Below are 24,940 nucleotides of genomic sequence, written 5' to 3' on the forward strand. Positions count from 1 at the left end.
GACCACTCCTTTTATGATTCATCCTTCATTATAGTATATTTTTCAAGAAACTTTGTGTTAAAGTCTCCGCCAACAAATACTTCATGCTCCATCATTCTTTGGTGGAACGGGATCGTTGTATGAACACCTTCAATGACGAATTCATCTAAGGCACGCTTCATTCTGCGTATGGCTTCATCTCGATCACGGCCGTATGTGATGAGCTTAGCTACCATAGAATCATAGTATGGCGGGATCATGTAGCCTGGATAGGCAGCCGAGTCGACCCGTACACCAAGTCCTCCCGGAGGTAGATACATATCAATTTTCCCAGCTGATGGCATAAAGTTTTTATGAGGGTTCTCCGCATTGATTCTGCATTCAATGGACCAACCTTCAAATTCAATTTCTTCTTGCTTGAAGGAAAGCTCATTGTTATCAGCAATCAACAACATTTCTTTAATCAAGTCTACACCCGTAACCATTTCTGTAACAGGGTGTTCAACCTGGATTCTTGTGTTCATTTCCATAAAGTAGAAAGAATCATCTTCTTTGTCGTAAATGAACTCAACAGTTCCCGCACCTGAATAGTTTACGGCAAGGGCAGCTTTTACAGCTGCATCTCCCATTTTCGCTCGCATTTCCTCAGAAATTGCTGGAGACGGCGTCTCTTCAATTAATTTCTGAAGGCGGCGTTGAATGGTACAATCCCTCTCACCTAGGTGTACAGCATTGCCATGGTTATCGGCAAGCACTTGAATTTCAACGTGACGGAAATCCTCAATGAACTTTTCGATATAGACACCAGGGTTTCCGAAAGCCGTCTCTGCTTCCTGTTGAGTCATACGAATGCCTTTTTTCAAATCTTCCTCGTTGCGGGCAACTCGAATTCCTTTTCCGCCTCCGCCTGCTGTCGCTTTAATAATGACAGGATAACCAATTTCTTCAGCGACTTTTAATCCTTCTTCTTCGTCTTTGATGATCCCTGAAGAACCAGGAACAACAGGTACTCCTGCCTCTCTCATCGTTTCACGTGCAACGTCCTTCGTACCCATCTTTTGGATAGCGTAAGAAGAAGGTCCAATGAAGGTGATGTTACATTCTTCACACATCTCAGCGAACTCTGCATTTTCGGAAAGGAAACCGTATCCTGGATGGATGGCATCTGTTCCTGTCAATGTTGCCAAGCTCATGATGTTCGTATAATTCAAATAACTATCTTTACTGAGCGTCGGACCGACACAATAAGCTTCATCAGCCATCTGAACGTGTAACGCTTCTTTGTCAGCTTCGGAATAAACCGCTACCGTTTCAATCCCCATCTCTTTACAAGCGCGGATGACCCGAACAGCAATTTCTCCTCTGTTTGCTATCAGAACTTTTTTAATCAACGTCTCAAACCCCCGTTTACTTGGACTTCACGCGGAACAACGGCTGACCATATTCCACTAGTTCACCGTCTTTAACGAGAATCTCAACAATCTCTCCTGAAACTTCCGCTTCAATCTCATTAAATAATTTCATCGCTTCAACGATACAAACAACGGAATCGTTTTTGACTGTGTCTCCGACTTTCACATAGGCATCCTCTTCAGGCGAAGGAGAAGCGTAGAACGTTCCGACCATTGGTGATTTCACTTCCTCATCATAGTCGGCATTGCCTTGTGCTTTTGGAGCTTCTTCTGGTGTTTCTGCTTTCGCATCTTGCTTAGGCGCTTGTTCAACAGCTTCTGGTTTAGGCTCCGCTTTTGGTTGAGCCTGGGCTGGCTGTTGTACGTGGACAGGTTCAGTGACAACTTGTCCCTGTGGTTTTTTCATGTGAACTTTTGTTCCGTTTGCTTCATAAGAAAACTCATCGATATTGGATTGATCAATCAGTTTGATGATCTCTCTGATTTCTTGTACCTTTAGCATTTGTGGCACCCCTCTTATGTAAAGTTACTTTTTATAAACTGGTACTAATACCTCTTCATATTCTATTATACATTACCACCTCCCTGCAACTCGCTTCAAGAATAACCCCCAGTAATATTCTGACAACGATTACACATCCCTCCTATATTCCATAATAGCTCTCGATTGTGGAAGACTCAGTTTCGAGACTTTTGTTGAGTGGATGGGGGCTGAGGGGAATGACTCGCTTTCCGCGGGAGCGCGGTGAGCCTCCTCGGACTGCGTCCTGTGGGGTCTCACCCTGCACTTTTTTCCCGCTGGAGTCTCCCCATTCCCCTCAGCCCCTCTGCCATATAAGTATCTCGAAACTACTTCCAAAATTAGGCGCTTTATATGTATTAGGAACAAAAACACAAAACCTCCATCGTATGGATAGAGCTCATAACCGCTTGTTATAGAGCGCTTTCTTACAATAGGTAGTGATCGTGGAAGGTGCTCCTTCCTGGTAGAGGGGTTCGTTTCTCCTTACTATGAAAGGGGTGGTTGGGAAGCTGCGAGACTCCCGTGGAAGAAAGGAGATCGGCGAGATCCCTTAGTGCGGCAGACCGCCCGAGGAAGCTCGCCACTCCCCCACAGGAAAGTGTTCAAATGCGGAATCGCCCTGGTAGACACGACTGGCATAAGCAGAACAGCAACGGAATGTGCCCTTTCATTCTTTGCTGTTCTGCTTATGACGCGAGGGTCTGGGCGATGGAGCTAGACGAGTAGCTTCCCAGCCACCCCTGACGCCTCCCATAGCAAACGAACCCCGGAAAGTCTCGGAAGGGTTTGGATTATAAATGAAGGAAAACAATAAAAAAGCCTCACTCCTTTTTGTTGAAGGAGTGAGGCTTTTGTTTTATTTTTAGCCTGCTGGCTGGAATTGTACTTGGACTTCTTTTTGACCGAATTCATCAGAGACCATTTGGATGATGTGATTCGTTTCTGTCTTGGATAACTCATCCGCTTTTACAGTAACGTGGACGACATCGTCTTCCGCTCTTACAAGGACATCATCGTAAGAGGCACTTGCACGGATCGTATTTTCAATGATGGATTCTTTGGACTGATTGGCTTTGATTGTCTCCATTTTTTCTAAGGCTTGATTCTTTTCTTCTGTACTAAAGTCACTGGAAGCGAGCACTTCAGACAATTGTTCCTGTATTTGATCCCGTTGGTTTTGCATATCCAAACGAATCGCTGTGAAAAGTTCATCTGTAGAGATTTGTGAGATGACCGTGCCATCGCCTGTCGTTTCTACACCCTCTTCCCCAAGAGCTCCATCTGTCATCTCTGCCCATTCATCTTCCTGTATGAAGGCCATTTCGCCATTGTCCGGAGATGTCATGTAATAAACGCTTAGAACAATCAAGAGACTCAACATTGTCAACAACCAAACCGTTTGTTTTTTAACCAAAGTAACCCCTCCTTATTGTTTAGGCAAAACAGAAATCCTGTGAGTCGGGACATCCAAAACTCTAGAGACAGCTTCCACAACCCACGCTTTCACCTGCATTTGATCGACCCCCTCGGCTGTTACGAAAACTCCGCTTACCTCCGGCTTTGATGTCTGCGTGAGCAGCGGAACCTCTCGATCACCTTGGCGGACGAGAACTAGCTGCTGTTCTCTCGAATAATCCTCAATTTCGCGTTCCCCTCCGTTCTTATCATTTTCCTTGGTGGTTTGTTTTCCGACGATTAAATTTTTATCGTACACTTTTTTATGTGTCGATGACAGGTTGATCATAATGTCAACAGCACTCACCCCTTGGATGTTCTCAAGAAGAGGTTTCAGCTGTTTCTCGTATTCTTTTTCCAACTGAGATATAGAGTCTGTCATTTCAGGTGTTTTTTCAGCCGATGTGTCAACTCCTGATTGACTTGGGACATTCCCATCATCAAGAGATGGAGATGGCGAACCACTTGGCTGAAACCAGTTGCTGGTCAAGATGATCAACACTCCGATGATACCAATCGCGATCAAATACTTCGTTTTATTCAGCTTTCTCCCCTCTTTGTTTGATAGAGGTTCCGTCAGCTTGTTCCACCATTTATTCATCCTCATCCTCCCAGCGGATAATGATTTGTTCTTCGTTTAATTCAAGATAGTCAGCGACCCATTTTAAGAGTTCTGGATCTTGCTTTTCTTCTTGGGTATCCCTTTCATCCATGATCGAGATCTCTACATCTTCAACCGACTGGGTCAGTTCTTCACGAGAAAGTGTGAGGGTAAGCATGTCCAATGTTTCCAAACTATAGGGTTGTTGATGGAAGCTCATTTCAACATCGACGAGAACCAGGTTTTGTTCTTCTTTTAATGGCGTCTGGATTTCATCTGCTAGTGCTTGTGTAACTTGTTCTAATTTATATGCATCTTGTCCAGCAAGTATTTCATTTTTCTTGGATTCTACATTCCCCTCAAAAACCTCTGCATCCAGTTGCTGCTGCATCGTCTGATCTGCCTGTTGGATCAGACGATCAGGATCGATTTTCAAAATTTGTAAAAGGGGTCCTAAAAAGATTAGTAACAACAAGATGGACATAACCAAACGAGCGTACTTCTGCATGACGCCGGACGGAAGAAGAGCGTCAGCAACCATCGCTAATAAGAGAAACAGAACAATTCTAGTGATCCACTCCACAAGATACTCCATGTTCACCACCCTATCTGACCATCATCGTAATGTTACTTGCTGCCACCATAATCACGATGACAAGAAAAAACATCATTGAGACCATGAGAAGTGCTGCGAAAATATAAAGGATATGTCTGCTCACGACGTCCATCGCCTGAATTATTGGTCCGTCTCCCAGGGGCTGAAGAAGAGCAGCTGCAATTTTATAGATAAGCGCGATGGCTAATACTTTAATGGCCGGGAATACAGCAATACCAAGTAAAATGACGACCCCAGCAATTCCTAGTGTATTTTTTAGTACAAGAGAAGCCCCCAGGATGGTATCGGTGGCATCCGTAAATAATCTCCCCACCACAGGTACAAAATTTCCTGTAACAAAACGAGCGGTTTTCATTGTAATTCCATCCTGTACAGCGGTTACTGTACCTTGTACAGATATCACTCCAAGAAAAATGGTCAAAAACACTCCCATGATTGCCATTCCAGTTTTCCTCAAAAGTTCAGCCAGTTGATCCACTTTATACGTCTCATTTAAACTTCCTACGATCAATAGAAGAGCAGAAGATGCAAACAATGGGATGAGTAAGTATTTGACCAGCAGGCCACTGGATTGGACAAGGGCAATAATAATAGGATGAAAAAAGGAAATAGACATCAAATGACTGAATGAGGCCATGATTCCAAGTAACAGAGGGATTAAACCGATCATAAAGCTGCTCATGCGTTCGATCGCACCTAGTGTGTATTCAATCACCTGCCGAAAACTCTCGAGAGCAAGGGTCAACAAAACTAAATACACCACCATATAAGCGATTTTACTTACCACAGAATTTTCAAATGCCGACTGGACGGAATGAAGCAGCGTACTGAATAACGTTAAAAACAATAAAGATGCAAGCAATTTTCCGTTAAGGAGTAATTCATGAAAAAAGAATTCCAGGATTCCAGAAAACCAGTCCGATGATTCAACAGAACTCTCACTTTGGATGAATTCTCGAAAATTATTCGTATGAAAGCTTGGTAGATAGTCTCCATACTGCTGATTCAACTGATTCCAACTTTCCTCCAATTCTTCTGTAGAGACATGGTCTATCATAGATATATCAGAATCTGGAGGGGAGGGAGCAGCATCAACGATGATTGGATGATTCAAGCAACCGATAACGATCAGGCAGCACAACAGTGTCCGTTTCATGGCATCCCCCCAGCTTCCTATGCCCCTGGAATGAAATTCAGAATAGTCTCGATTACAGCTGTAACAATTGGTATAGCGAGCATCAATATAAACAGTTTCCCAGCTAGTTCCACTTTAGATGCCAAAGAATTGAGTCCAGCATCCCGAATAAGCTGAGCTCCAAATTCTGCGATATAGGCAATACCAATAATTTTCAAGATCGTCTTAAAATACACCGGTTCCACTTGAGCCTTTTCTGCCATGTAAGACAACAATGCAAAAATATGTCTGACCTGATCAAGAATCGTTAAGAACAGGATGATGACCGTGAATAAAAGGAGTAGGAAAGCGACCGATGATTTGTGTTCCTTTAAAAGTAAAATCAATAAGGCCGCAACTAATCCTAAAGAAACAATTTGAATAATATCCATGTGGGTTACCCCTGGTAAAGAAAAACCGACTTGATTTGTTGAAACAGATCAGCGAGTCTGTGGAGAACGATGAACAGTACAATGATGAACCCTGTCAACGTCACAGCTTGTGCAATTTCTTCTTTTCCCATTTGTTTCAGAATGCTATGAATCATCGCGACAATAATTCCCACACCAGCTATTTGGAATAATATCGTTGCATCTTGGAGCACAAGGCCTCTTCCCCCTTTTGAAAAATCCATAAAATGAAATATCGTAACGATCTAAATGATTAATATAATGACGAGCAATCCACTTAATATCCCCATCCCTTTTGCCATCTTCTGATATTGATCACCGACTTCCAGTGCATCATGCAGCTCTCGATCGAGGTGATGGATGGTGAGTTGGATTTGTTTTTGCTGCTGTTCCAGGTCGTGTTGACCAAGTGTTCGTCCAAACTGCAACAGGATTTCGAATTCGTTTTTCGACATTGCATTCAACGACCAGTGTTTCTTTAACTGCTTGGACCATAAAGAATAGAAATCATCCCAAACGCCATTTTCATTGAGAATTCCTCGAAAGAACTGGTTAATGGGTTTAGGTAAATGGGAAGATAAGTTTTCACAAACTTCCATGAGCGAACATTGTCCGTAGACCATCTCTGCTTCTATCATCTGTAAAGCATTCTTCCATTGCCGAATATGGCCTGGACGCTTCTTGAAGCGGGAAGCCATATCAAACCCTGCCCAGGTCGTAACGGTCAATACAATGACGGCCCCGATCCATTGCATTTAATTCCCTCCCTTTGCCATGGCCCAGCACTTCTCCCGATTGGTCAAGTACGGTCCACCTTCTATCTTTTTGATGCGACATACGATCTAAAACAACATACCGTTGAAATACTTGCTCCTCCATCAATTGCTTTGCGGATGGACGCTTCTTTACATCTGCAAAGCTTTGGCCGTGAATGCTGCAAATCACTTCTACGCCTGTATAAGTTGCCTCACGAACAGCTTCCGCATCTTTTTGTCCACCAATTTCATCTACAATTAACACTTCAGGGGACATGGAGCGAATCATCATCATCATACCTTCCGCTTTAGGGCAAGCATCCATCACGTCTGTTCTGAACCCGACATCCAGTTGAGGAACTCCCCTCATACTTGCGGCAATCTCAGAACGCTCGTCCACTATGGCGACTTTTGCCGCAAGGTACCCCTGTTGATCGGACCCAATATAACGGCCCAACTCCCGAAGCAGTGTTGTTTTCCCAGAATGCGGTGGACCGATTACCATCGTACTCATCCATCGCCCGGATTGATAAAGGTAGGGAATGAGAGGCTCGATATTCCCGGAAGTCATTCTAGCCACCCTTATGTTCATGAAGGATATGTGCTTTAATGTTTCTACATGATCTTGATGCGTGTTCGTCTTTCCAGCCAATCCCACCCTATGGCCACCCTCAATGGTAATAAACCCTTCTTTCAACTCTTCCTTAAAACGGTAGAGGGAGAATTGGCTGATCTGGTTTAGGACGAAAGAGAGGTGGTCAGCGTTCATAATGGCAGTTTTAATAGATGCGTGACGATTGTTTTCAAGAATCTCTATTGGACGTCCAATCCTTAATCGAATCTCCTGCACACTCTTCCACTGAACCTCACTTTTTAAGAGATGCTGGATAGAGGGTGGGAACAAACGGATAATCTCCTTCATCCTCTCCTACTCCTTTATTAGGTTTACTTCATATGTATGTGCTTATCGAGAGCTTATGACTGTGAAATGGTATAAAACTAGAAGATTTTGAGAGAGGAACTAGAGGAGTGATAGAGCAAATGATAGAAATCACCCGCCATACCCTTATTAAGCTATATGGCAGGATTATGTAAGACTCGATTTCAAGACTTTTGTGCTGTGGGTAGGAGCTGCGGGGAATAACTCGCTTTCCGCGGGAGCGCGGTGAGCCTCCTCGGACTTCGTCTTGTGGGGTCTCACCCTGCACTATTTTCCCGCAGGAGTCTCGCCATTCCCCTCCGCCCCTTTGCTATAGGAGACTCTTGAAATCACTTCTGGAAGATTCAGCTTGTATGATTAAGGAAAGTAAATCATATTCCCCCTCCTAAAGCAGACATCAAGAACATAAAGCTTAATACCTGCTTAGGAGGGAAGAGCGTTTTCCTCTAACCCGGCGTTGAAAGGCCAATGCCTTGTACCATACTTCCGTATTTAGATTAGCGGCCATGGAAGTTAACATCATCCACTCCTTATAGGTAAAGCAGCTTATCCAGGAAGTAGTTTCGAGATCCTCTTATGGTCAAGGGGCGGAGGGAAACGGTGAGACTCCTGTTTTAAGTGTGGAGGCACCTTGATCAGCGGCGTATGGACTGGACTGAGCTGGCGGAGATAAAGGAAACACGAAGAACGAAGTGATTCGATGTTGACTTATCGTACAGAAGCGAGGGAAGTCTCACTAGCCGCTAGGTGCCGGAACCGGATATTTAAAAAGGGACGTGTGGGACAGGTGAGACCCCACAGAGCGAAGCTCGAGGAGGCTCACCGCCCGTCCCATGGAAAGCGAACTGTTTCCCGGAGCCACTAAACTCAACCAAACACCTCGAAACTGAGTCTTCAAGAAAAGGGAGCTTTTATGGAGGAGTAGTTATTCGTTTCTGAGGTCACTAGATGTTTACACAAAAAAAGAACTTGTCCGGTATGGACAAGTTCTTTAAGAGCTCCTATTAGGCACGGGATACGTATTTGCCATCCGTTGTACTGATGACCAATACTTCACCTTCATTAATGAAGAAAGGTACTTGTACAGTAAGTCCTGTTTCAAGCGTTGCAGGTTTGGTACCTCCGCTTGCGGTATCCCCTTTGATTCCAGGTTCTGTCTCTGTAACTTCGAGCTCAACGTTTTTCGGTAATTCAACACCGATGGTTTCACTTTCATAAGACTGAATGTGAACCTCCATGTTTTCTTTTAGATAGTTTAGTTGATCCTGGATAGTAGCTGTTGGGATTTCAACCTGCTCATAGGTCTCCATATCCATGAACGCATGCATATCACCATTGGCATACAGGTATTGCATCTTACGGTTTTCAATATGGGCACGTTCTACTTTTTCACCACCGCGGAACGTTTTCTCTTGAATATTCCCATTACGAAGGTTGCGGAGTTTTGAACGAACAAATGCCGCTCCTTTTCCTGGCTTAACGTGTTGGAAATCCATCACCTGCCAGATATCTCCATCCACTTCAATGGTTAGACCTGTACGAAAATCGTTTACTGAAATCATTTGACTTCCTCCTTTTAATTACAACGTGATTAATTCTTTGGTAGACTTGCTCAATCGTTCATTTCCTGTCTTCGTGACAATCGTGTCATCTTCAATACGGCAGCCGCCAACATTCGGTACATAGATGCCCGGTTCTACGGTAACAACCATACCTTCCTCAAGCGTCACGTCGGAGCGGAAAGAAAGCCCAGGACCTTCATGGACATCCAGACCAATTCCATGACCGGTGGAATGACCGAAATATTCGCCATACCCTTTGTCTTTAATGTAATCACGTGTCAGAGCATCCGCTTCTTTGCCAGTGATGCCTTCTTTTATTCCATCCATACCTTTTAACTGAGCCTGTAAAACGGTATCATAGATTTCTTTTAGCTGATCATTGATTTCTCCTACCGCTACTGTTCTGGTGATATCGGAACAATACCCTTTATAAAGGGCTCCAAAATCCAGGGTCACTAACTCACCGGATTGAATCTCTTTATCAGAGGCAACCCCGTGAGGCAGCGCAGAACGGTAGCCTGATGCGACGATAATATCAAAACTAGAAGAAGTTGCTCCCTGTTTACGCATGAAGAACTCCAGTTCATTCGATACATCGATTTCTTTCACACCAGGCTTTATGTAACCAAGAATATGTTCGAAAGCATCATCAGCAATCTTAACGGCATCCTTTAATATACTAATCTCCTCGTCTGTCTTAATCAAGCGTAATTTTTCAACAATGCCTGATGTAGGGACAAGTTCTGCGTCTAATGCTTCATTATATTGTTCAAAAAGGGTGTAGGTCACATGATCCTTTTCAAACCCGACCCGTCTCAACCCTAATTCTTTGGCTTTATCGGCTACCGTTTTAGGCATAGGTGTTTTATGTTCAAGAATCTCAAATTCTTTGGCTTGCTCGGACGCTTGTTCCGTATAACGGAAATCTGTAATTAATACCGCTTGATCTCTCGTCACTAAAAGAGCTCCGGAAGAACCGACAAATCCTGATATATACCTTCTGTTTTTAGGACTCATAATTAAGAGACCGTCTAGTTCCTTTGAAGCGATTGCTTTTCTTAAATTTGAAAGTTTACTCACGAATGATTACTCCCTTCACTTTCTATCTTTTGAATGATCCCCGATGTAGCTATTCGGTAGCCATCGATACCAAAACCGACAACTTGCCCCGAGCATACCGGTGCCAGCATCGAGGTATGGCGGAAAGGCTCCCGTGCATGGACATTTGAAATATGGATTTCTACCACAGGTTTTGAAATCGCACTAATGGCATCCCGCATAGCAATGCTCGTATGTGTATAAGCTGCAGGATTTATAATGATGCCTTCAGCTTCTTCCTCTGCACGCTGTATCCAGTCTACAAGATCGCCCTCATGATTGGATTGAAAAGATGTCACTTCATACCCCTGATCGCCGGCCACCTGCTCAACCAATGTTACAACATCTTCAAGAGATTTTTTCCCGTACGTATCTGGCTCTCTTTTACCTAACCTATTCAAATTCGGGCCATTGATTAAGAACAGCCGTTTTTTCCCCATTCACCCATCCCACCATTTCCAAAATTGTCATACACTTTAAGTTTATCATACTCTCCCTTCGTTTGAATAAGAATTCACTGTCTCATTGAACTCCCTATATTCATAGGAAATGGAATATCCAATAAAAATCCCGTATAAAATAAACAAACACCCTGTTGTAACCCATGTATCACTGTTTAATTCCATAAAAGTTGGAATAGCCGGGAAGATAGGGGTTAATAAGAAGTAAACAATCGCCCATAGCGTTATTCCATATAATGCTCCAGGCCACATCCCATTCGTTTTCTTCAAGAGAAGGTAGTAAATGAGAGCCGTGCCTAAAGATAAAATACCAACGATGAGAACGGCTAATACTTCAGCAAGCCATGTCCCTGTCCAATCCGTCTGCCAAAAAGAACGGAAAATAAACGATGCTGGAGAAACCTCCGTAAAATTGAAATAATAAGCCAATGCCCCTAGACCGCTCCATAATATCCCTGCCGTAAAACCCGTAATCAATGCTTTTGCTATGACACTTTGTTGTGGCTCTTGTTGTCTTTGATCTTTTTGTTTTTCAGCCATTTTCATCACCTCTATCCTCATTTTAACCAACCCCAAATTTTTCATGCTCTTTTCAATTGTTGGGCTAGTGATTCGGAAAGAATTGAGGTAAAATAGAAGTCCAACCATTATTTATAATCTTTTGTTTAGAAAAGCCCTTTGAAGGAAAGAGTTTAATAAAACATACTCTTTCACAATCAAAAATATAGATGGGCCTGCATATTTTACTCTATAAAGGAAACAATCTTAAATAGCACATAACAGCCTACAATCCGCCGCACCTGATGATGAAAAGTGTTGAAATAAGGGTATAGTTCAATAACCAGATATTCATAGTCGACCATTTCGAGAAGGGAGGAAAATATCATGCGTAATTGGATGACTCCTGTCATTTACACATTGATCGGGCTGGCCATCTTCTTTGTTGGCATTCAGCTGTTTACGAACACAACTGGCTTCCTCACCAGGATCGTCACGATGATCGGAATTGCTGCTCTCATTTATGGAGCCATATACTTCTTCTTCCTCCGCAAACGCGGTTTTGGTGGAGCGACAGGCGGGAACCGGAATGAGATGAAAAAATACAAGCAAGCGGTCAAACAATCCAAACAAAAATACAAACAACCTACACCTGCCATTAAGAAAAGTCCTGTAGCGAAAGCACAAGCCAAAGCCTCTACATTAGGGAGAAAAAACAGAAAACGTTCCAACGGGCCACAGCTTCGTGTCATTGAAGGAAACAAAAGCAAAGGAAAAAATCGAGCCACTTTTTAATGGCTCGATTTTTTTATTTCTATACGAATAACGTTAGGAATCATCTGCTCCACCTTCTCAAAAATTTACTCGCGTGTTCGCGACCTAAATCCATTAAGGCTTCTTTTTCTTCATTACTCATGTCAAAATCTGTTGTCTCCACCCCATTCACCGGGATGAAGATAATATCCTTACTCAGTGTTTTGGAAATGTATCTTGCATCATGAGCTTGTTGCATCGTTTTAAAAAGGGCATGAAACATTTGAATGGCGTTCCTAATCTTCTGCTCTGGCAGTTTATCAGGCTCGTCACTTAACTTCATTCCAATGATCGGCCTGGTCCGACAACCGTCCTGCTTCTCCCAAATCCACAAGGGGAAATTACTTAACACTCCCCCATCTACGATAATGGACCGGCCACGCTTTCCATGAATTTTAACCGGAATGAAGAAGTAGGGGAGTCCCGAACTCATTCTTACCGCTTTTGCTACAGAAAAAGTGGCTGGGTCTATGCCGTAAACTTTCTTCAAATCATCAGGGATGACGACAATTCTCCCTAACGTCAAATCAGAACAAATCACTTTCAAAGACCCAGGCGGCAGGTCTGCGAAAGTTCGGACACCTTTTTCACCAAGCCAGTCTTCAAGCACATTCTCCAACTGGTTCCCTTTATAAAGCCCCATCCGGTAATACAAAAGGAGCCATTTCATAAATGGAAACAGGCGGTCGGTCAATGGAACATCTACTAAACTGAGAAACGAAAGTTTTTTTAGTCTTTCCTTCAGTTCTTTAGCTGTGAATCCTGCTGCTGTTAAACTGGATAATATAGCTCCAGCAGATGTTCCAGCCACTCGTTTAAATGTGTAGCCTTGCTCCTCCAGTTCTTCAAGAGCCCCAATGAAAGCCAAGGCCTTCACACCGCCACCGGAGAAAACTCCGTCCACTTTCATCCTGCTTCACCCCGCTTTATTTCATTATAAACGCGCTTTTGGCAAATTAGAACGAAAGCAAACGAATCGGATTGTCCTGCTATTATTTATGGTTAATGGTGACTGACAAAATCGATGAAGGTTTTGCTACTTTTAATCGTTATTTGTAATTGCATTGGGATTGATTAGAGGCTTTCATAAGCGATGACAAGAATCGTATAACCAATAGTAATTGGTAAGCTCATCGAGAAAAAAGCTCAAAAAAACGCATGGAAGACCATGCGTTTTTTCACTCATCATTTTGTTCTTCATTCTTCTTTTGTACTTCTCTTAACGAATCCACCCGCTCTGGTTTTTCATCAAAAAATTGAACAAGATCACCGATACGGTCAATTGAATTCCAACTCATGTGGTGTTCAATTCCTTCAACATCGTCATAAATGTTCTCCTGATCGACCCCTATGATCTCCAAGAACTGCTCCAATAACTCGTGACGATATACGAGACGCTTGCCGACTTTCTTTCCTTTTGGTGTTAAAATCAATCCTCGATATTTTTCATAATTCAAGTATTGGTCGCGGTCTAGTTTTTGAACCATCTTCGTTACGGATGATGGATGCACCTGTAGGTTTTCTGCGATATCAGAAACACGTGCGTATCCTTTATCTTCAATCAAAATATATATTTGTTCAATATAATCTTCCATGCTAGGTGTCGGCATGTTGAACCCCCAATACCCTGTCTTATGTACACGCCCTAAACTGTTTGACGGACGGTTTGTATAGCATATGTTTCCACAACAAAATGATACACCAGATTCTTACCAGTGACAAGCAAGGCCTGTACAGAAGATTTTCCCTATTGGTATGAAGGGCAAAGAAGATTCATCCTAACGATAGAAAAGGACCGGTCGTTTAAACGACCGGTCCTTTCTATTACAATCCACATTTTAGTTGAGCATTACAATTCGTACATGTATTGCATCCACCAATATCCTCAACGGTACCCTGGCGACAAACCGGGCACGTATCTCCAACTTCAGATCCAATTGTCACCTTCGTCTTGTCAAGTTCATGAATGGTATCCATAAGAACAACACGTGGTTTCTTGTCTTCAGATTCGAAAAGTTCCGTCTGTTCTCCCTGGAAGTCATTTTCTTCTGCTTTCAAGGATAATACTTGACTATCCCTACTTCCATCCACATACACCGTACCGCCTTTGGCACCTCCACGATAAAGTCGTTGATACACTCTTTCCACTTCTTCTACAGTGTATCCTTTAGGAGCATTTACCGTTTTAGATATACTGCTATCTACCCATCGCTGAATGATGCACTGCGTATCGGCATGTGCCTCAGGGCTCATTGTCATCGCGGTGATGAACCAATCAGGTAGGTTATTTGGATCTTGCTCAGGGTGAGCATCCAAATACTCCTGAAGAATATCTGCTTTCACCTCGATGAACTTACCCAATCGACCGCTCCGGTAATAAGAGAAGGAGAAGTAAGGTTCCAGACCTGTACTCACACCTACCATCGTACCCGTACTTCCTGTAGGTGCAACGGTCAAGAGATGGGAGTTTCTGATTCCATAGGTAAGCACATCCTGACGAATATCTTCGGGCATTTCCTTCATATAACCAGTTTGTATGAAACGTTCACGCAGTTCTTTTGTTTCTGCATCCGTTTCCCCTTTTAAGAATGGAAAGCTTCCTTTTTCTTTAGCAAGTTCAACGGACTCACGATAGGCCGTTGTCGCAATAGCTTCAAAAATTTCATCCACCAGCTGATTTCCTTCTTCTGAACCATAAGTGGTTTCACAGTAAATCAACAAATCATGCAGCCCCATAACACCAAGCCCGATCCTCCGTTCTCCCAGGGCTTGTACTTTGTTTTCTTCTAAGAAATAAGGGGTTGCATCAATAACGTTATCCTGCATACGTACACCACGACGGACCGTTTTCTTCAGCTTCTCAAAATCAACCTGCTTGCGATCCTTATCTGCAACATTTGCCAGGTTAACGGCCGCTAGATTACAAACGGAATAAGGAGCAAGAGGCTGTTCCCCGCATGGGTTGGTAGCGACGACCTTTTGTCCATATGCGGTGGCATTTGTTTTCTCATTGGCGTTATCAATAAAGAATATGCCAGGCTCAGCCGAATACGTCGCGCAAATGTTGATGAGATTCCATAGTTCGCTCGCTTTCACTGTGCGGTATGTCCTTACACCAAATCCGCGCGCTTCCCATTCACGAACATCCCCACTTTGGTGCCATTCTCCATTGTATATTTCCATTTCTTTCTCCGTGTATGACTCAACATCTGGAAAACGAAGTTCATATTCAGTATCATTTTCCACGGCTTGCATGAATTCATTCGTGATACAAACAGAGATGTTGGCACCTGTTAGAAACTCAGAATTATGGACGGTATAATTTCCACCGAGGTGAAGCTTTTCTTCTGCTTCCTGAATGCTTTGGTCCGTAAACCCGCCTTGACCTTGAATGTGCTTATAATTGACTACACTTTGATACAAGTCTTTCTCCGTTTCAGTCAAAGGTGTAAACTTCAATTTATCTTTTGCTAACTGTTTAATCGCCTCGTCTTCAGTGTTCTGAATAAGGAAACGAAGGATTCTCGGGTTTTGCATCTTAGAAATAATAAACTCGAGAATATCAGGGTGCCAGTCGGATAACATAATCATTTGCGCACCACGTCTTGAGCCGCCTTGTTCAACAAGGTGTGTAAGTTTCGCAATATCATCGAGCCAGGACACGGAACCTGAAGATTTCCCATTTACCCCTCTAGCCAGCGTATTCCGAGGACGTAACGTCGATCCGTTCGTGCCGACTCCACCTCCGCGAGACATAATCTCCATCACCTGCTTGCGGTGATCTGATATTCCTTCTCGAGAGTCTTGGATGTACGGCATCACATAGCAGTTGAAATACGTTACATCTGTTTGTGAACCTGCACCGTACAACACACGTCCAGCAGGAATGAAGTTCAACTCTGATAACTCTTCATAAAATTCGTTGAAGCTCTGTTGTTTCTTTTCTGGATCCGTTTCTACTTCCGAGAGCCCCGATGCATTACGAAGTGCAATTTGTTCGTAGTAGACTTCCAAAGGTTTATCAATGGTATCGAGATTACGATTAATCAAGCCTGTCTTTCGTTCTTCTTCATGTTCGAGAACATTCATGAATTCATTTTCCACTCTCACAACTGCTTGGTGAGATTGCCAATCAATCGAATGAATAAACCCAAATCCTCTAGCAGGAAACTTAGGGTCGTCCTTGACTGTAAGAACAACGAAATCTCCTTCTGCAAGAGTCAACTTTTCTGTATCTTTAAACGCATATCTATCAAGCATTACGAGTCTTGAAACACCTTTGTGTGTAATCGACATAGATTCTGTGATTTCATGAACCTGCGGAAACTGCCTGATGTCTGCATTGAGGCGGTCCACATCAATTTTTTTGTGTACATCGGTGGAGGTCGTCGTCTGCATGTTAGCATCTCTCCCTTTGAACTAAATACTATTTGATATAAGTAACATACCACATATGCAAAAAGATAATCAATATATTGTGTTGTAATAATTTTCAGTCACCATATATTGTGCTGTTGAACGAATATGTAGAATCTTGTCAATCAAAAAATCGTGAGATATAGACCGAATAGTAAAGGGAATAGAAGAAAAACCTGTTCCTCATTGTTTCTTTGAGCTTTTTCATCATTTGCATCCCTATCTATTCTTCAAACCTCGACAAAATCATACTTTTCCTCAAGTTTCAGAAAAATTTTTTTGAAATACTCCCCATTCCCTCCTATAATAGATAGAGGAATAGAGAAATGAGGGGGATGGAAAGATGGATTTATGGATCTTAATCGCAGCGATTCTATTGATTATCGCTTTCGGTTTGTATAGATTCTTCAAAGCAAGAAAAATCATGACCACATTACCAGAAGACAAATTCCGTGAAGGGTACCGAAAAGCCCAGTTGATTGATGTCAGGGAGCCAAAAGAATTTGATGGCGGCCACATCTTAGGGGCACGGAACATTCCATTGTCTCAAATGAAAAACCGCCTGATTGAAATTCGTAAAGACAAACCTGTTTATCTATACTGCCAAAGTGGCGCCCGCTCTGCGCGTGCTGCCATGATGCTCCACAAGCAAGGGTATGAAGACCTCAATATGCTTGAAGGTGGATTCAAGAAGTGGAATGGCAAAATCAAAGCTAAAAAGTAACCACCCTCCCGGTTCACCAAGAACCGGGATTTATTTTTTTCCTCAAATTAAACTATAGATCCCTTTTCTTGAAGACTCAGTTTCGAGACTTTTGATGAGTGGATAGCGGCTGCGGGGAATGACTCGCTTTCCGCGGGAGCGCGGTGAGCCTCCTCGGACTGCGTCCTGTGGGGTCTCACCCTGCACTTTTTTCCCGCAGGAGTCTCGCCATTCCCCTCCGCCCCATTGCCATATTAGTATCTCGAAACCACCTCCAGGATTAGGCGCATTCTATACGTATTAGGAGCTGTAACACAAGGCTCCCATCGTATAGGAGCTCACAACCGCTTTCTTATTATAGGTTGTGATGTTGGAAGATGCTCCTTCTTGGTATAGGGGTTCGTCTCTCACATTATTGAAAGGGGTGGTTGGGAAGCTGCGAGACTCCCGCGGGAATGGATTGGCTGACGAGACCCCGCAGAGCTTTAGCTCGAGGAGGGTTGCCGCCATCCCCGCAGGAAAGAGAGTGGCTCCCCCCCTGCCGCTCAACTCAGCAACGAACCCTGAACCATCTCGAAACTGAGTTTTCAAGAATCCTGCCATATTGTTGAAGAGATAAAACCCGGAGTCCATATGTAGGTGGACTCCGGGTTTTTGTTATTGCTCTTTTTGGTATCTTAAAACAGGTTTACGTGCGGCTTGAGTTTCGTCCATTCGACTGACGATCGTTGTATGAGGAGCCTCCTGGACCTTTTCAGGATCATTCCTTGCTTCGTCAGCGATTTGAATCATACGGTCAATGAAATCGTCCAAGGTTTCTTTTGATTCCGTTTCTGTCGGTTCAATCATGAGTGCTTCTTCCACATTGATCGGGAAATAAATCGTTGGTGGGTGATAGCCGAAGTCAAGTAAACGCTTGGCCATATCCAACGTGCGTACTCCAAGTTTTTTCTGTCGCTTTCCAGACAAGATAAATTCGTGTTTACAATGGCGGTCGAATGGAAGGTCAAATTCTTCTTGAAGACGGCGCATCATGTAATTCGCATTGACGACGGCGTATTCACTTACTTTCTTCAACCCTTCCGGCCCCATTGTCCGGATATACGTATACGCACGGACGTTAATACCGAAGTTTCCATAGTAAGGCTTCACTCTTCCGATTGATTGAGGGCGATCATAATCGAATACGTACAGATTATTTTCTTTCGTCAAAATCGGTGTTGGTAAATACTCCGCGAATTCTGCGGTTACTCCGACAGGACCTGAACCTGGTCCTCCGCCACCGTGAGGGCCTGTAAACGTTTTATGAAGATTCAAGTGAACGACATCAAAGCCCATGTCTCCAGGACGTGCATAACCAAGAATCGCGTTAAGATTGGCTCCATCATAATAAAGCTTCCCACCCGCTTCATGCACGATAGCCGCCATTTCTTCAATATCCTCTTCAAATAAACCGAGTGTATTCGGGTTGGTAAGCATCAATGCTGCCGTTTGTTCATCGACCACTCGTTTCAAGTCTTCTAGATCTACGAGACCTCGTTCATCTGACTTGACCGTGACAGCTTCAAAACCTGCGACTGTCGCAGAGGCAGGATTTGTACCGTGAGCCGAGTCCGGCACAATAACTTTCGTCCTGTTCATCTCACCTTTTGCTTCATGATAAGCACGGATCATCATCAATCCTGTCCATTCCCCATGAGCGCCGGCAGCTGGCTGCAAGGTAACGGTATCCATTCCAGTGATCGCAGCCAAAGACTCTTGCAGATCATACATTAAATGCAGTGCCCCCTGGACACTTTCCACCGGCTGGTACGGGTGGATATGACTGAATCCAGCCAGCCTCGCAACATCTTCATTCATTTTTGGATTGTATTTCATCGTACAAGATCCAAGAGGATAAAACCCTGAATCGACACCGTGATTTCTTTTAGAAAGAGCGGTGTAGTGGCGCATAATTTGTAATTCACTTACTTCTGGAAGGTCTGGTTCGCTTTTTCTAACATAGGCTTCACCGATCACCTCATCAACGTCCGTTTCGGGTACGTCGAATTCTGGTAAACTGTAACCCGTTCTGCTTTCTTGGCTTAATTCAAAAATCAAAGGAAAATCCTGATTAGACATGAAGATCCCCCACTTTCTGGACAAACGTATCGATTTCTTCTTTCGTCCTGATTTCTGTTACGGCTACTAACATACAGTTCTTCAGTTTTCCATCAACCTCACCAAGGTCATATCCTCCAATGATTCCTTGATCAAGAAGCATGTGGTTGAACTCTTTTATGTCTCTGTCTAATTTGATGACTATTTCGTTGAAAAATGCCCCATCAAACAAGATTTCTATGCCATTTTCTTGGAGCTGCTTCTTCATGTAAGCGGCTTTTTGGATATTCATCCACGACATCTTTTTCAATCCTTGTTTACCAAGCGAAGACATCGCTACGGACGAAGCTAGAGCATTCAATGCTTGGTTAGAGCAAATGTTGGATGTGGCTTTATCACGACGGATGTGCTGCTCTCTTGCCTGCAGGGTCAGCACGAATCCGCGACGGCCCTCTTCATCGACCGTCTGACCGACGAGTCTGCCTGGAACTTTTCTCATCAATTTCTTCGTTGTCGCAAAATAGCCACAGTGCGGTCCGCCATATTGTGCTGGTATTCCGAACACCTGGGCATCTCCTACAACGATATCAGCTCCAAATTCACCCGGAGGGGTTAAGTATCCTAGTGCGAGGGGGTTGCTTGATGTAATCATCATCGCTTTTTTCTGTGTATCCACAATAGATCTAACTTGCTCCAATGGCTCGATTTGACCAAAAAAGTTCGGGTACTGGACCACAACACTTGCCGTGTCCTCATCGATTTCTCTTTCTAATTGTTCGAGGTCAGTTTTCCCGTCTTTATGGTCAATCTCAACCACTTCAACACCTGGGCCTTTTACATAGGAATGGATTACCGCTAACGATTCAGGATGAATGGCTTTTGATACGAGAACTTTTTTCTTCTTCGTTTGGCCTGCAGACAAGTTCACTGCTTCAGCCAAAGCTGTTCCGCCATCGTACATGGAAGAGTTCGCTACATCCATCCCTGTTAATTCACAAATCATCGTCTGGAATTCAAAGATGGCTTGCAACTCCCCTTGAGAAATTTCAGGCTGATATGGGGTATAGGCCGTATAAAATTCCGACCTGGAAATCACATGATCTACTATAGAAGGAATGTAATGATCATAAACACCAGCTCCAAGAAAAGAGGTATGAGATTTTAAATGAACGTTCTTCTCAGCAAGCCCCGTCAATTCTTTCATCAGTTGAAATTCATTTTTAGGCTCTTGGATATCCAAATCACCTTTAAAACGGATGCTTTCCGGTATGTCTGCAAAAAGTTCATCGGAGCGCTGAACACCGATTACATCCAGCATTTCTTTTTTATCTGTTTCTGTCATGGGCAAATAACGAAACTCCATGCTTTCATCCCCCTTGAATTATCTTTTATAGAAAGGTGTTTGGACCACTTTCGCTTTCAGTTTCCTTTTACGGACTTGAACCGTCACTTCTGTTCCCTCAGTCGTGTATTCTTTATTGATTAGTGCCAGACCTACGTTTTTACCAAGAGTGGGTGATTGTGTCCCAGTAGTAACAAATCCAATGACCTCTTCTCCGTTCAGGACGTCATAATGGGTACGAGGAATTCCCTTGTCGATCATCTCGATCCCCACGAGCTTTCGTCCAGGTCCCTCTTCTTTCTGTCTTTTCAAAACGTCCTTACCAATGAAGTCTGCTTCTTTATTCACTTTCACAGCAAAACCCAACCCAGCTTCAATTGGGGTAATCTCTTTACTCAGTTCTTGACCGTACAAGGCAAGGTTCGCTTCAAATCGAAGAGTATCACGAGCTCCAAGTCCAACAGGTTTCAAGCCAAACGGTTCCCCAGCCTCAAGGATTGCCTGCCACAACTGAGCGCCGGAATCTGAGTGGAGATAAATTTCAAACCCGTCTTCCCCTGTATATCCTGTGCGGGAGACAAGAGCCTCACCATCAACACCCTTCAATGTTACTCCTTGTTTGAAACGGAAAAACTTAATGGCTGAAAGCTCCGTGTCTGTGAGGGTCTGAAGCGCTTCTTCCGCTCTCGGCCCTTGAACAGCTAACTGTACGTATTCATCAGAGACGTCTTCCACGGTCAGGTCACCTTCTTGATGTTCTTTCAACCACTCATAGTCCTTTTGACGGTTCGCTGCATTAACAACCAGGAGGTATTTGTCTTGATCCAGATGGTAAACGATCAAATCATCAACGGTACCTCCGTCTTCATAACACATGATTGTGTATTGAGCTTTCCCTGGTTCCAGCTTAGACACATCGTTGGTCAGCATTTTTTGAAGAAAAGGAAGACTATCCGGGCCTTCAACCATCACTTCTGCCATATGAGACACATCAAACAACCCTGCAGCTGTTCGTGTCGCGTGATGCTCCTCTTTGATACTGGAGAACTGTACAGGTAAATCCCATCCACCAAAATCAATGGTTTTTGCTCCGAGTTTCTTATATTCAGAGTATAATGGTGTTCGTTTTAAATCTGCCATTGGAACCACTCCTTATCACTATTTCGCCCATAAAAAAAGAGACCTCACCGCTTGTACGGGAGTCTCTGTCCGTTTCACCAGAAAGTTTCACATCAGGGAGACCTGACGCTTGCTTCTTGGGTGGTTTGCACACAAATTGCAAACACTCTCCAGAGGTGCGTCCTATAGAGGTCTTTTTGCCTGAGAGATTCACAAATGAATGCTTGCTCCTTCGGCGCCATGTTTATGGTCTCTCCCTCTACAGTCATTCGCTTTCGTATTTTCTAGATTTTACCGGGCATACTATTGTGTAACGTTCACACAATGTTTTGTCTATTTTCAGCATCATTATATCACGCGGCTTCCACAAAAGACATGATAATTCTACAATAATTCGCAATCTTTTATCAATCCTATAGATGGAGGGCTACTCATATGATCGATATTCATCCAGACCAGTCATTTGTTGGATTACTGAGCGAAAACTTGGAACATCCAGACAAACTAGCCACATGGGATGGTTTTAAGCTTGCTTATCAGGCAGCTCAATTTAAAACCGTACCAAAATTCGATGGACTTCTTGCTCTTGAACACCTTCCGCATGTAGATTTTATGGAACATCAAATTGAAGCAGCAGAAACTGCGGTCCATCAAATGAATGGACGTGTGATTCTTGCAGACGAAGTAGGACTCGGAAAGACTTTGGAGGCAGGACTGATTTTAAAGGAATATATGATTAGGGGAAGAGCAAAAAAGATTCTCATTTTGACACCTGCTTCCCTTGTGAACCAATGGATTCAGGAACTAAATGAAAAATTTTATATTCAGGCGGCTACTCCAAGGAAGAAACAAGCCTCATGGAAAGAATGGGATGTGACCGTGACATCCATCGATATGGCCAAACGCGAAAACCACAGGGAAGTCATTCTAGATATTGACTATGATCTAATCATTATCGACGAAGCTCATAAATTGAAGAACCACCAAACAAAAAATTATCAGTTTGTACAATCCTTGAAAAAGACTTACTGTCTTTTGTTGACAGCTACGCCTATTCAAAACAAATTGAGTGATTTGTTTAATTTAGTATCCATTCTTAAACCTGGTTACCTCGGAAACCTGACTGATTTTAAGAAAAAGTACAAAGAAAATGCCGACGATACAGATAATATCCAACATATCCATTCCCTCGTGGGTCATTTGATGATCCGAAACCGAAGAAAAGACACCGGTCTCGATTCTTCCAAGCGTAAAGTCGTCAATGAGCGCCTTTCGTTTTCGGATGAGGAAATGGCTATGTACAAAAAACTAGAACATCTGAAAGCTTCCCACCCCTCCTTTACATGGCTGACACTTGCTAAAGAATTATGCTCGTCGAGGGAAGCTTGTTACATGTCTCTGAACCAATTGAAGAAACATGCACCAGAAGAAAAAGCAGACGTATACAACGAATATATTGAAGCAATCGGACAGGTACCTCATCATGTAAAAGCAAAACGGATGACGGAACTTATCGAAAAAACTGGAGAAAAATTCATTGTATTTACAGAGTACCGTGCAACCCAATTTTATTTACAATGGTATCTTCAGCAGAACGGGATTACATCTGTCCCCTTCAGTGGAAAATTCAATAAGAGTAAAAGGGACTGGATGAAACAATTGTTTAAAAACAAGGCCCAAGTGATGGTCGCTACAGAAGCGGGCGGAGAGGGGATCAATCTTCAATTTTGCCACCACATGATCAACTACGACCTTCCTTGGAACCCGATGCGACTCGAGCAAAGAATCGGACGCATTCACCGCTTTGGTCAGGAGCACGATGTTAAGATCTTTAATTTTGCGATTAAAGATACGATAGAGGATCACATTATGAAGATGCTGTATGAGAAAATCGAAATGTTCAAAAATGCCGTCGGCGACCTGGACCATATTCTTGAGCAGATACCTGGGGGGTCGTTCGAACATCAAATCCAGTCCATTCTCAAACAATCGGAAAGTCAAGGAGAAGTAGACATTAAACTGAACAACTTGGTCAGTTATGTCGAACATACAGTGAACGAAAGGAGAGAATCGAGTTGAATGCTCACAATCCACATACATCGTTCGTCAAGAAGTTCTTCTTGTCCCATGGTTGTTCGATAATAAATGATGCTCCTTCTCATTTCACTGTCCAACTGACAAATGAGATGGATGAGGAAATCATGAATCGACCATTTTATTGGCATTACATGAAGAAAATGAATAGAGAAGGCACCCCTATGACATTGACATTCAGCGATACGGAACAGAAACAAATGGGTGGGATTTATCTGCATGCGGGTACACCTAAACTGCATCGTTTGTATAGTACAGCGATTTCAAAAGCACGAACAGCCAGACTCTATGAAGTGATTCATCAAACAACAGGTCAGAACCGGGCCATGAGCCCCTGGCTGGTTGTAAATGGTCTTCTGCACTTTCGCGGAAAACATACAAAGGACGAACCCATCTCCATTGGAATCAACCTAATCCACGGGACAATGATGCTTGGAATGATGGACAAAATCATAAACATGGAGTTTGAAACAACCGTTTCAGATTATACGTTTCCGATGAGGGCAGTCATCTCCCTTTCTCATGCTTATAAACGTATGGAACGTCATATTGAAACATATGTCCATTCGCTCGATCATCAATGGGCGATGGATTCTCTACACCACCTTGAAAAAGAAACCCACTTGCTTGAGTCTTTTTATGAGTCTGAAGACATTGGTTTGGAATCATTCACGAAAGAACGAGAACAGCTCGACAATCGGTATAAGCCCTATATAGAAATGGAAGTCATCAATGGTGGTTTGTTTTATATTTCACAGGAAACCAGCAAGGCCTGGCTACAGAACGAAGGAGAATAGTGGACAATCCTACCAAGGTAGATCTGTGGTTCCAAAGATTGAAGCCCTTCCTTTCCTGAAATGACGAAAAAG

Annotated in this window: 24 protein-coding genes and 1 riboswitch; of the genes, 4 read left to right on the forward strand and 20 right to left on the reverse strand. The window is 43.3% G+C overall.

From position 1 onward, the window contains the following. Positions 1–11 precede the first annotated feature (11 nt). From accC to ACXACN_RS08195, 14 genes are all read right to left on the reverse strand, one after another. Entirely contained in the window at positions 12–1,370 is a 1,359-nt protein-coding gene (accC, locus tag ACXACN_RS08130; protein ID WP_474963681.1) for an acetyl-CoA carboxylase biotin carboxylase subunit, read from the reverse strand. A 16-nt stretch (positions 1,371–1,386) separates the two neighbouring features. Then, positions 1,387–1,893: an acetyl-CoA carboxylase biotin carboxyl carrier protein gene (gene accB / locus ACXACN_RS08135; RefSeq protein ID WP_474963683.1), complete on the reverse strand. Its 507-nt coding sequence runs from the start codon at positions 1,891–1,893 to the stop codon at positions 1,387–1,389. An 883-nt stretch (positions 1,894–2,776) separates the two neighbouring features. After that, positions 2,777–3,328, reverse strand: coding sequence for a SpoIIIAH-like family protein (locus ACXACN_RS08140; protein WP_474963685.1), 552 nt, complete (start codon positions 3,326–3,328; stop codon positions 2,777–2,779). Between the two features lie 12 nt (positions 3,329–3,340). After that, positions 3,341–3,970: a stage III sporulation protein AG gene (gene spoIIIAG, locus ACXACN_RS08145; RefSeq protein WP_474963686.1), complete on the reverse strand. Its 630-nt coding sequence runs from the start codon at positions 3,968–3,970 to the stop codon at positions 3,341–3,343. Then, the gene (gene spoIIIAF, locus ACXACN_RS08150) at positions 3,963–4,565 is read right to left on the reverse strand and encodes a stage III sporulation protein AF (protein WP_474963687.1); all 603 of its coding nucleotides are present in this window, start codon (positions 4,563–4,565) and stop codon (positions 3,963–3,965) included. The genes spoIIIAG and spoIIIAF overlap by 8 nt, the downstream gene beginning before the upstream one ends. A gap of 10 nt (positions 4,566–4,575) precedes the next feature. Continuing rightward, on the reverse strand, positions 4,576–5,742 hold the full coding sequence (gene spoIIIAE, locus ACXACN_RS08155) for a stage III sporulation protein AE (RefSeq protein ID WP_474963689.1): 1,167 nt from the start codon (positions 5,740–5,742) through the stop codon (positions 4,576–4,578). Between the two features lie 17 nt (positions 5,743–5,759). Next, the gene (gene spoIIIAD / locus ACXACN_RS08160; protein WP_474963690.1) at positions 5,760–6,152 is read right to left on the reverse strand and encodes a stage III sporulation protein AD; all 393 of its coding nucleotides are present in this window, start codon (positions 6,150–6,152) and stop codon (positions 5,760–5,762) included. A gap of 5 nt (positions 6,153–6,157) precedes the next feature. Next, positions 6,158–6,364 (reverse strand): stage III sporulation protein AC, encoded by a 207-nt coding sequence (spoIIIAC, locus tag ACXACN_RS08165; RefSeq protein WP_008637060.1) that lies wholly within the window; start codon positions 6,362–6,364, stop codon positions 6,158–6,160. Between the two features lie 51 nt (positions 6,365–6,415). Further along, a complete protein-coding gene (gene spoIIIAB / locus ACXACN_RS08170) occupies positions 6,416–6,925 on the reverse strand; it encodes a stage III sporulation protein SpoIIIAB (protein ID WP_474963692.1) in 510 nt (169 codons plus the stop codon). Next, the gene (spoIIIAA, locus tag ACXACN_RS08175) at positions 6,870–7,847 is read right to left on the reverse strand and encodes a stage III sporulation protein AA (protein ID WP_474963694.1); all 978 of its coding nucleotides are present in this window, start codon (positions 7,845–7,847) and stop codon (positions 6,870–6,872) included. Before spoIIIAA ends, spoIIIAB begins: the two co-directional genes overlap by 56 nt. A 1,022-nt stretch (positions 7,848–8,869) precedes the next feature. Next, positions 8,870–9,427: an elongation factor P gene (efp, locus tag ACXACN_RS08180; RefSeq protein WP_474963696.1), complete on the reverse strand. Its 558-nt coding sequence runs from the start codon at positions 9,425–9,427 to the stop codon at positions 8,870–8,872. An 18-nt stretch (positions 9,428–9,445) separates the two neighbouring features. Further along, positions 9,446–10,507, reverse strand: coding sequence for a M24 family metallopeptidase (locus ACXACN_RS08185; RefSeq protein WP_474963698.1), 1,062 nt, complete (start codon positions 10,505–10,507; stop codon positions 9,446–9,448). After that, on the reverse strand, positions 10,504–10,965 hold the full coding sequence (gene aroQ / locus ACXACN_RS08190) for a type II 3-dehydroquinate dehydratase (RefSeq protein ID WP_474963699.1): 462 nt from the start codon (positions 10,963–10,965) through the stop codon (positions 10,504–10,506). The genes ACXACN_RS08185 and aroQ overlap by 4 nt, the downstream gene beginning before the upstream one ends. Before the next feature lie 45 nt (positions 10,966–11,010). Continuing rightward, positions 11,011–11,526 carry a YqhR family membrane protein gene (locus tag ACXACN_RS08195; protein WP_474963700.1) on the reverse strand — a complete coding sequence of 172 codons (516 nt, stop codon included), beginning with the start codon at positions 11,524–11,526 and terminating at the stop codon, positions 11,011–11,013. A 345-nt stretch (positions 11,527–11,871) separates the two neighbouring features. On the opposite strand from ACXACN_RS08195, the gene ACXACN_RS08200 reads away from it, so the two are divergent. After that, positions 11,872–12,279, forward strand: a complete 408-nt coding sequence (locus tag ACXACN_RS08200; protein ID WP_474963702.1) for an SA1362 family protein — start codon at positions 11,872–11,874, stop codon at positions 12,277–12,279. Positions 12,280–12,319: 40 nt separating this feature from the next. Here ACXACN_RS08200 and ACXACN_RS08205 read toward each other — a convergent pair whose 3' ends face one another. The 3 genes from ACXACN_RS08205 to ACXACN_RS08215 all read right to left on the reverse strand — a co-directional run bounded on the left by ACXACN_RS08205 (position 12,320) and on the right by ACXACN_RS08215 (position 16,695). Beyond that, on the reverse strand, positions 12,320–13,207 hold the full coding sequence (locus ACXACN_RS08205) for a patatin-like phospholipase family protein (protein WP_474963703.1): 888 nt from the start codon (positions 13,205–13,207) through the stop codon (positions 12,320–12,322). A 268-nt stretch (positions 13,208–13,475) separates the two neighbouring features. Next, positions 13,476–13,907: a transcriptional regulator MntR gene (gene mntR, locus ACXACN_RS08210; RefSeq protein ID WP_474963704.1), complete on the reverse strand. Its 432-nt coding sequence runs from the start codon at positions 13,905–13,907 to the stop codon at positions 13,476–13,478. Positions 13,908–14,121: 214 nt separating this feature from the next. Continuing rightward, positions 14,122–16,695 (reverse strand): vitamin B12-dependent ribonucleotide reductase, encoded by a 2,574-nt coding sequence (locus tag ACXACN_RS08215; protein ID WP_474963706.1) that lies wholly within the window; start codon positions 16,693–16,695, stop codon positions 14,122–14,124. A 361-nt stretch (positions 16,696–17,056) separates the two neighbouring features. On the opposite strand from ACXACN_RS08215, the gene ACXACN_RS08220 reads away from it, so the two are divergent. Then, positions 17,057–17,437, forward strand: coding sequence for a rhodanese-like domain-containing protein (locus tag ACXACN_RS08220; RefSeq protein ID WP_160911108.1), 381 nt, complete (start codon positions 17,057–17,059; stop codon positions 17,435–17,437). 636 nt (positions 17,438–18,073) lie between these two features. Here the strand turns inward: ACXACN_RS08220 and gcvPB are convergent. From gcvPB to gcvT, 3 genes are read right to left on the reverse strand one after another with little or no spacing between them, the layout of a single operon-like run. Next, a complete protein-coding gene (gene gcvPB / locus ACXACN_RS08225; RefSeq protein ID WP_474963707.1) occupies positions 18,074–19,537 on the reverse strand; it encodes an aminomethyl-transferring glycine dehydrogenase subunit GcvPB in 1,464 nt (487 codons plus the stop codon). Further along, entirely contained in the window at positions 19,530–20,879 is a 1,350-nt protein-coding gene (gene gcvPA / locus ACXACN_RS08230) for an aminomethyl-transferring glycine dehydrogenase subunit GcvPA (protein WP_474963708.1), read from the reverse strand. The genes gcvPB and gcvPA overlap by 8 nt, the downstream gene beginning before the upstream one ends. Before the next feature lie 18 nt (positions 20,880–20,897). Beyond that, the gene (gene gcvT, locus ACXACN_RS08235; protein WP_474963710.1) at positions 20,898–21,998 is read right to left on the reverse strand and encodes a glycine cleavage system aminomethyltransferase GcvT; all 1,101 of its coding nucleotides are present in this window, start codon (positions 21,996–21,998) and stop codon (positions 20,898–20,900) included. 158 nt (positions 21,999–22,156) lie between these two features. After that, positions 22,157–22,246, reverse strand: a riboswitch (glycine riboswitch). Positions 22,247–22,412: 166 nt separating this feature from the next. Between gcvT and ACXACN_RS08240 the strand changes: the two genes are divergently transcribed. Together ACXACN_RS08240 and ACXACN_RS08245 are read left to right on the forward strand one after the other, a co-directional pair. Next, the gene (locus ACXACN_RS08240) at positions 22,413–24,056 is read left to right on the forward strand and encodes a DEAD/DEAH box helicase (RefSeq protein WP_474963711.1); all 1,644 of its coding nucleotides are present in this window, start codon (positions 22,413–22,415) and stop codon (positions 24,054–24,056) included. Beyond that, positions 24,053–24,868 (forward strand): YqhG family protein, encoded by an 816-nt coding sequence (locus tag ACXACN_RS08245; RefSeq protein WP_474963713.1) that lies wholly within the window; start codon positions 24,053–24,055, stop codon positions 24,866–24,868. The genes ACXACN_RS08240 and ACXACN_RS08245 overlap by 4 nt, the downstream gene beginning before the upstream one ends. Positions 24,869–24,940 lie beyond the last annotated feature (72 nt).

The organism is Halobacillus sp. AWM4_238 (genome assembly GCF_056158265.1).

What these genes read in the sequence shown, in the direction of transcription:
- accB (WP_474963683.1), bottom strand. Translation starts at nt 1,893, where the DNA reads ATGCTAAAGGTACAAGAAATCAGAGAGATCATCAAACTGATTGATCAA.
- spoIIIAG (WP_474963686.1), bottom strand. Translation starts at nt 3,970, where the DNA reads ATGAATAAATGGTGGAACAAGCTGACGGAACCTCTATCAAACAAAGAG.
- spoIIIAF (WP_474963687.1), bottom strand. Translation starts at nt 4,565, where the DNA reads ATGGAGTATCTTGTGGAGTGGATCACTAGAATTGTTCTGTTTCTCTTA.
- spoIIIAE (WP_474963689.1), bottom strand. Translation starts at nt 5,742, where the DNA reads ATGAAACGGACACTGTTGTGCTGCCTGATCGTTATCGGTTGCTTGAAT.
- spoIIIAD (WP_474963690.1), bottom strand. Translation starts at nt 6,152, where the DNA reads ATGGATATTATTCAAATTGTTTCTTTAGGATTAGTTGCGGCCTTATTG.
- spoIIIAB (WP_474963692.1), bottom strand. Translation starts at nt 6,925, where the DNA reads ATGCAATGGATCGGGGCCGTCATTGTATTGACCGTTACGACCTGGGCA.
- spoIIIAA (WP_474963694.1), bottom strand. Translation starts at nt 7,847, where the DNA reads ATGAAGGAGATTATCCGTTTGTTCCCACCCTCTATCCAGCATCTCTTA.
- efp (WP_474963696.1), bottom strand. Translation starts at nt 9,427, where the DNA reads ATGATTTCAGTAAACGATTTTCGTACAGGTCTAACCATTGAAGTGGAT.
- aroQ (WP_474963699.1), bottom strand. Translation starts at nt 10,965, where the DNA reads ATGGGGAAAAAACGGCTGTTCTTAATCAATGGCCCGAATTTGAATAGG.
- ACXACN_RS08195 (WP_474963700.1), bottom strand. Translation starts at nt 11,526, where the DNA reads ATGGCTGAAAAACAAAAAGATCAAAGACAACAAGAGCCACAACAAAGT.
- ACXACN_RS08200 (WP_474963702.1), top strand. Translation starts at nt 11,872, where the DNA reads ATGCGTAATTGGATGACTCCTGTCATTTACACATTGATCGGGCTGGCC.
- ACXACN_RS08205 (WP_474963703.1), bottom strand. Translation starts at nt 13,207, where the DNA reads ATGAAAGTGGACGGAGTTTTCTCCGGTGGCGGTGTGAAGGCCTTGGCT.
- mntR (WP_474963704.1), bottom strand. Translation starts at nt 13,907, where the DNA reads ATGCCGACACCTAGCATGGAAGATTATATTGAACAAATATATATTTTG.
- ACXACN_RS08215 (WP_474963706.1), bottom strand. Translation starts at nt 16,695, where the DNA reads ATGCAGACGACGACCTCCACCGATGTACACAAAAAAATTGATGTGGAC.
- ACXACN_RS08220 (WP_160911108.1), top strand. Translation starts at nt 17,057, where the DNA reads ATGGATTTATGGATCTTAATCGCAGCGATTCTATTGATTATCGCTTTC.
- gcvPB (WP_474963707.1), bottom strand. Translation starts at nt 19,537, where the DNA reads ATGTCTAATCAGGATTTTCCTTTGATTTTTGAATTAAGCCAAGAAAGC.
- gcvPA (WP_474963708.1), bottom strand. Translation starts at nt 20,879, where the DNA reads ATGGAGTTTCGTTATTTGCCCATGACAGAAACAGATAAAAAAGAAATG.
- gcvT (WP_474963710.1), bottom strand. Translation starts at nt 21,998, where the DNA reads ATGGCAGATTTAAAACGAACACCATTATACTCTGAATATAAGAAACTC.
- ACXACN_RS08240 (WP_474963711.1), top strand. Translation starts at nt 22,413, where the DNA reads ATGATCGATATTCATCCAGACCAGTCATTTGTTGGATTACTGAGCGAA.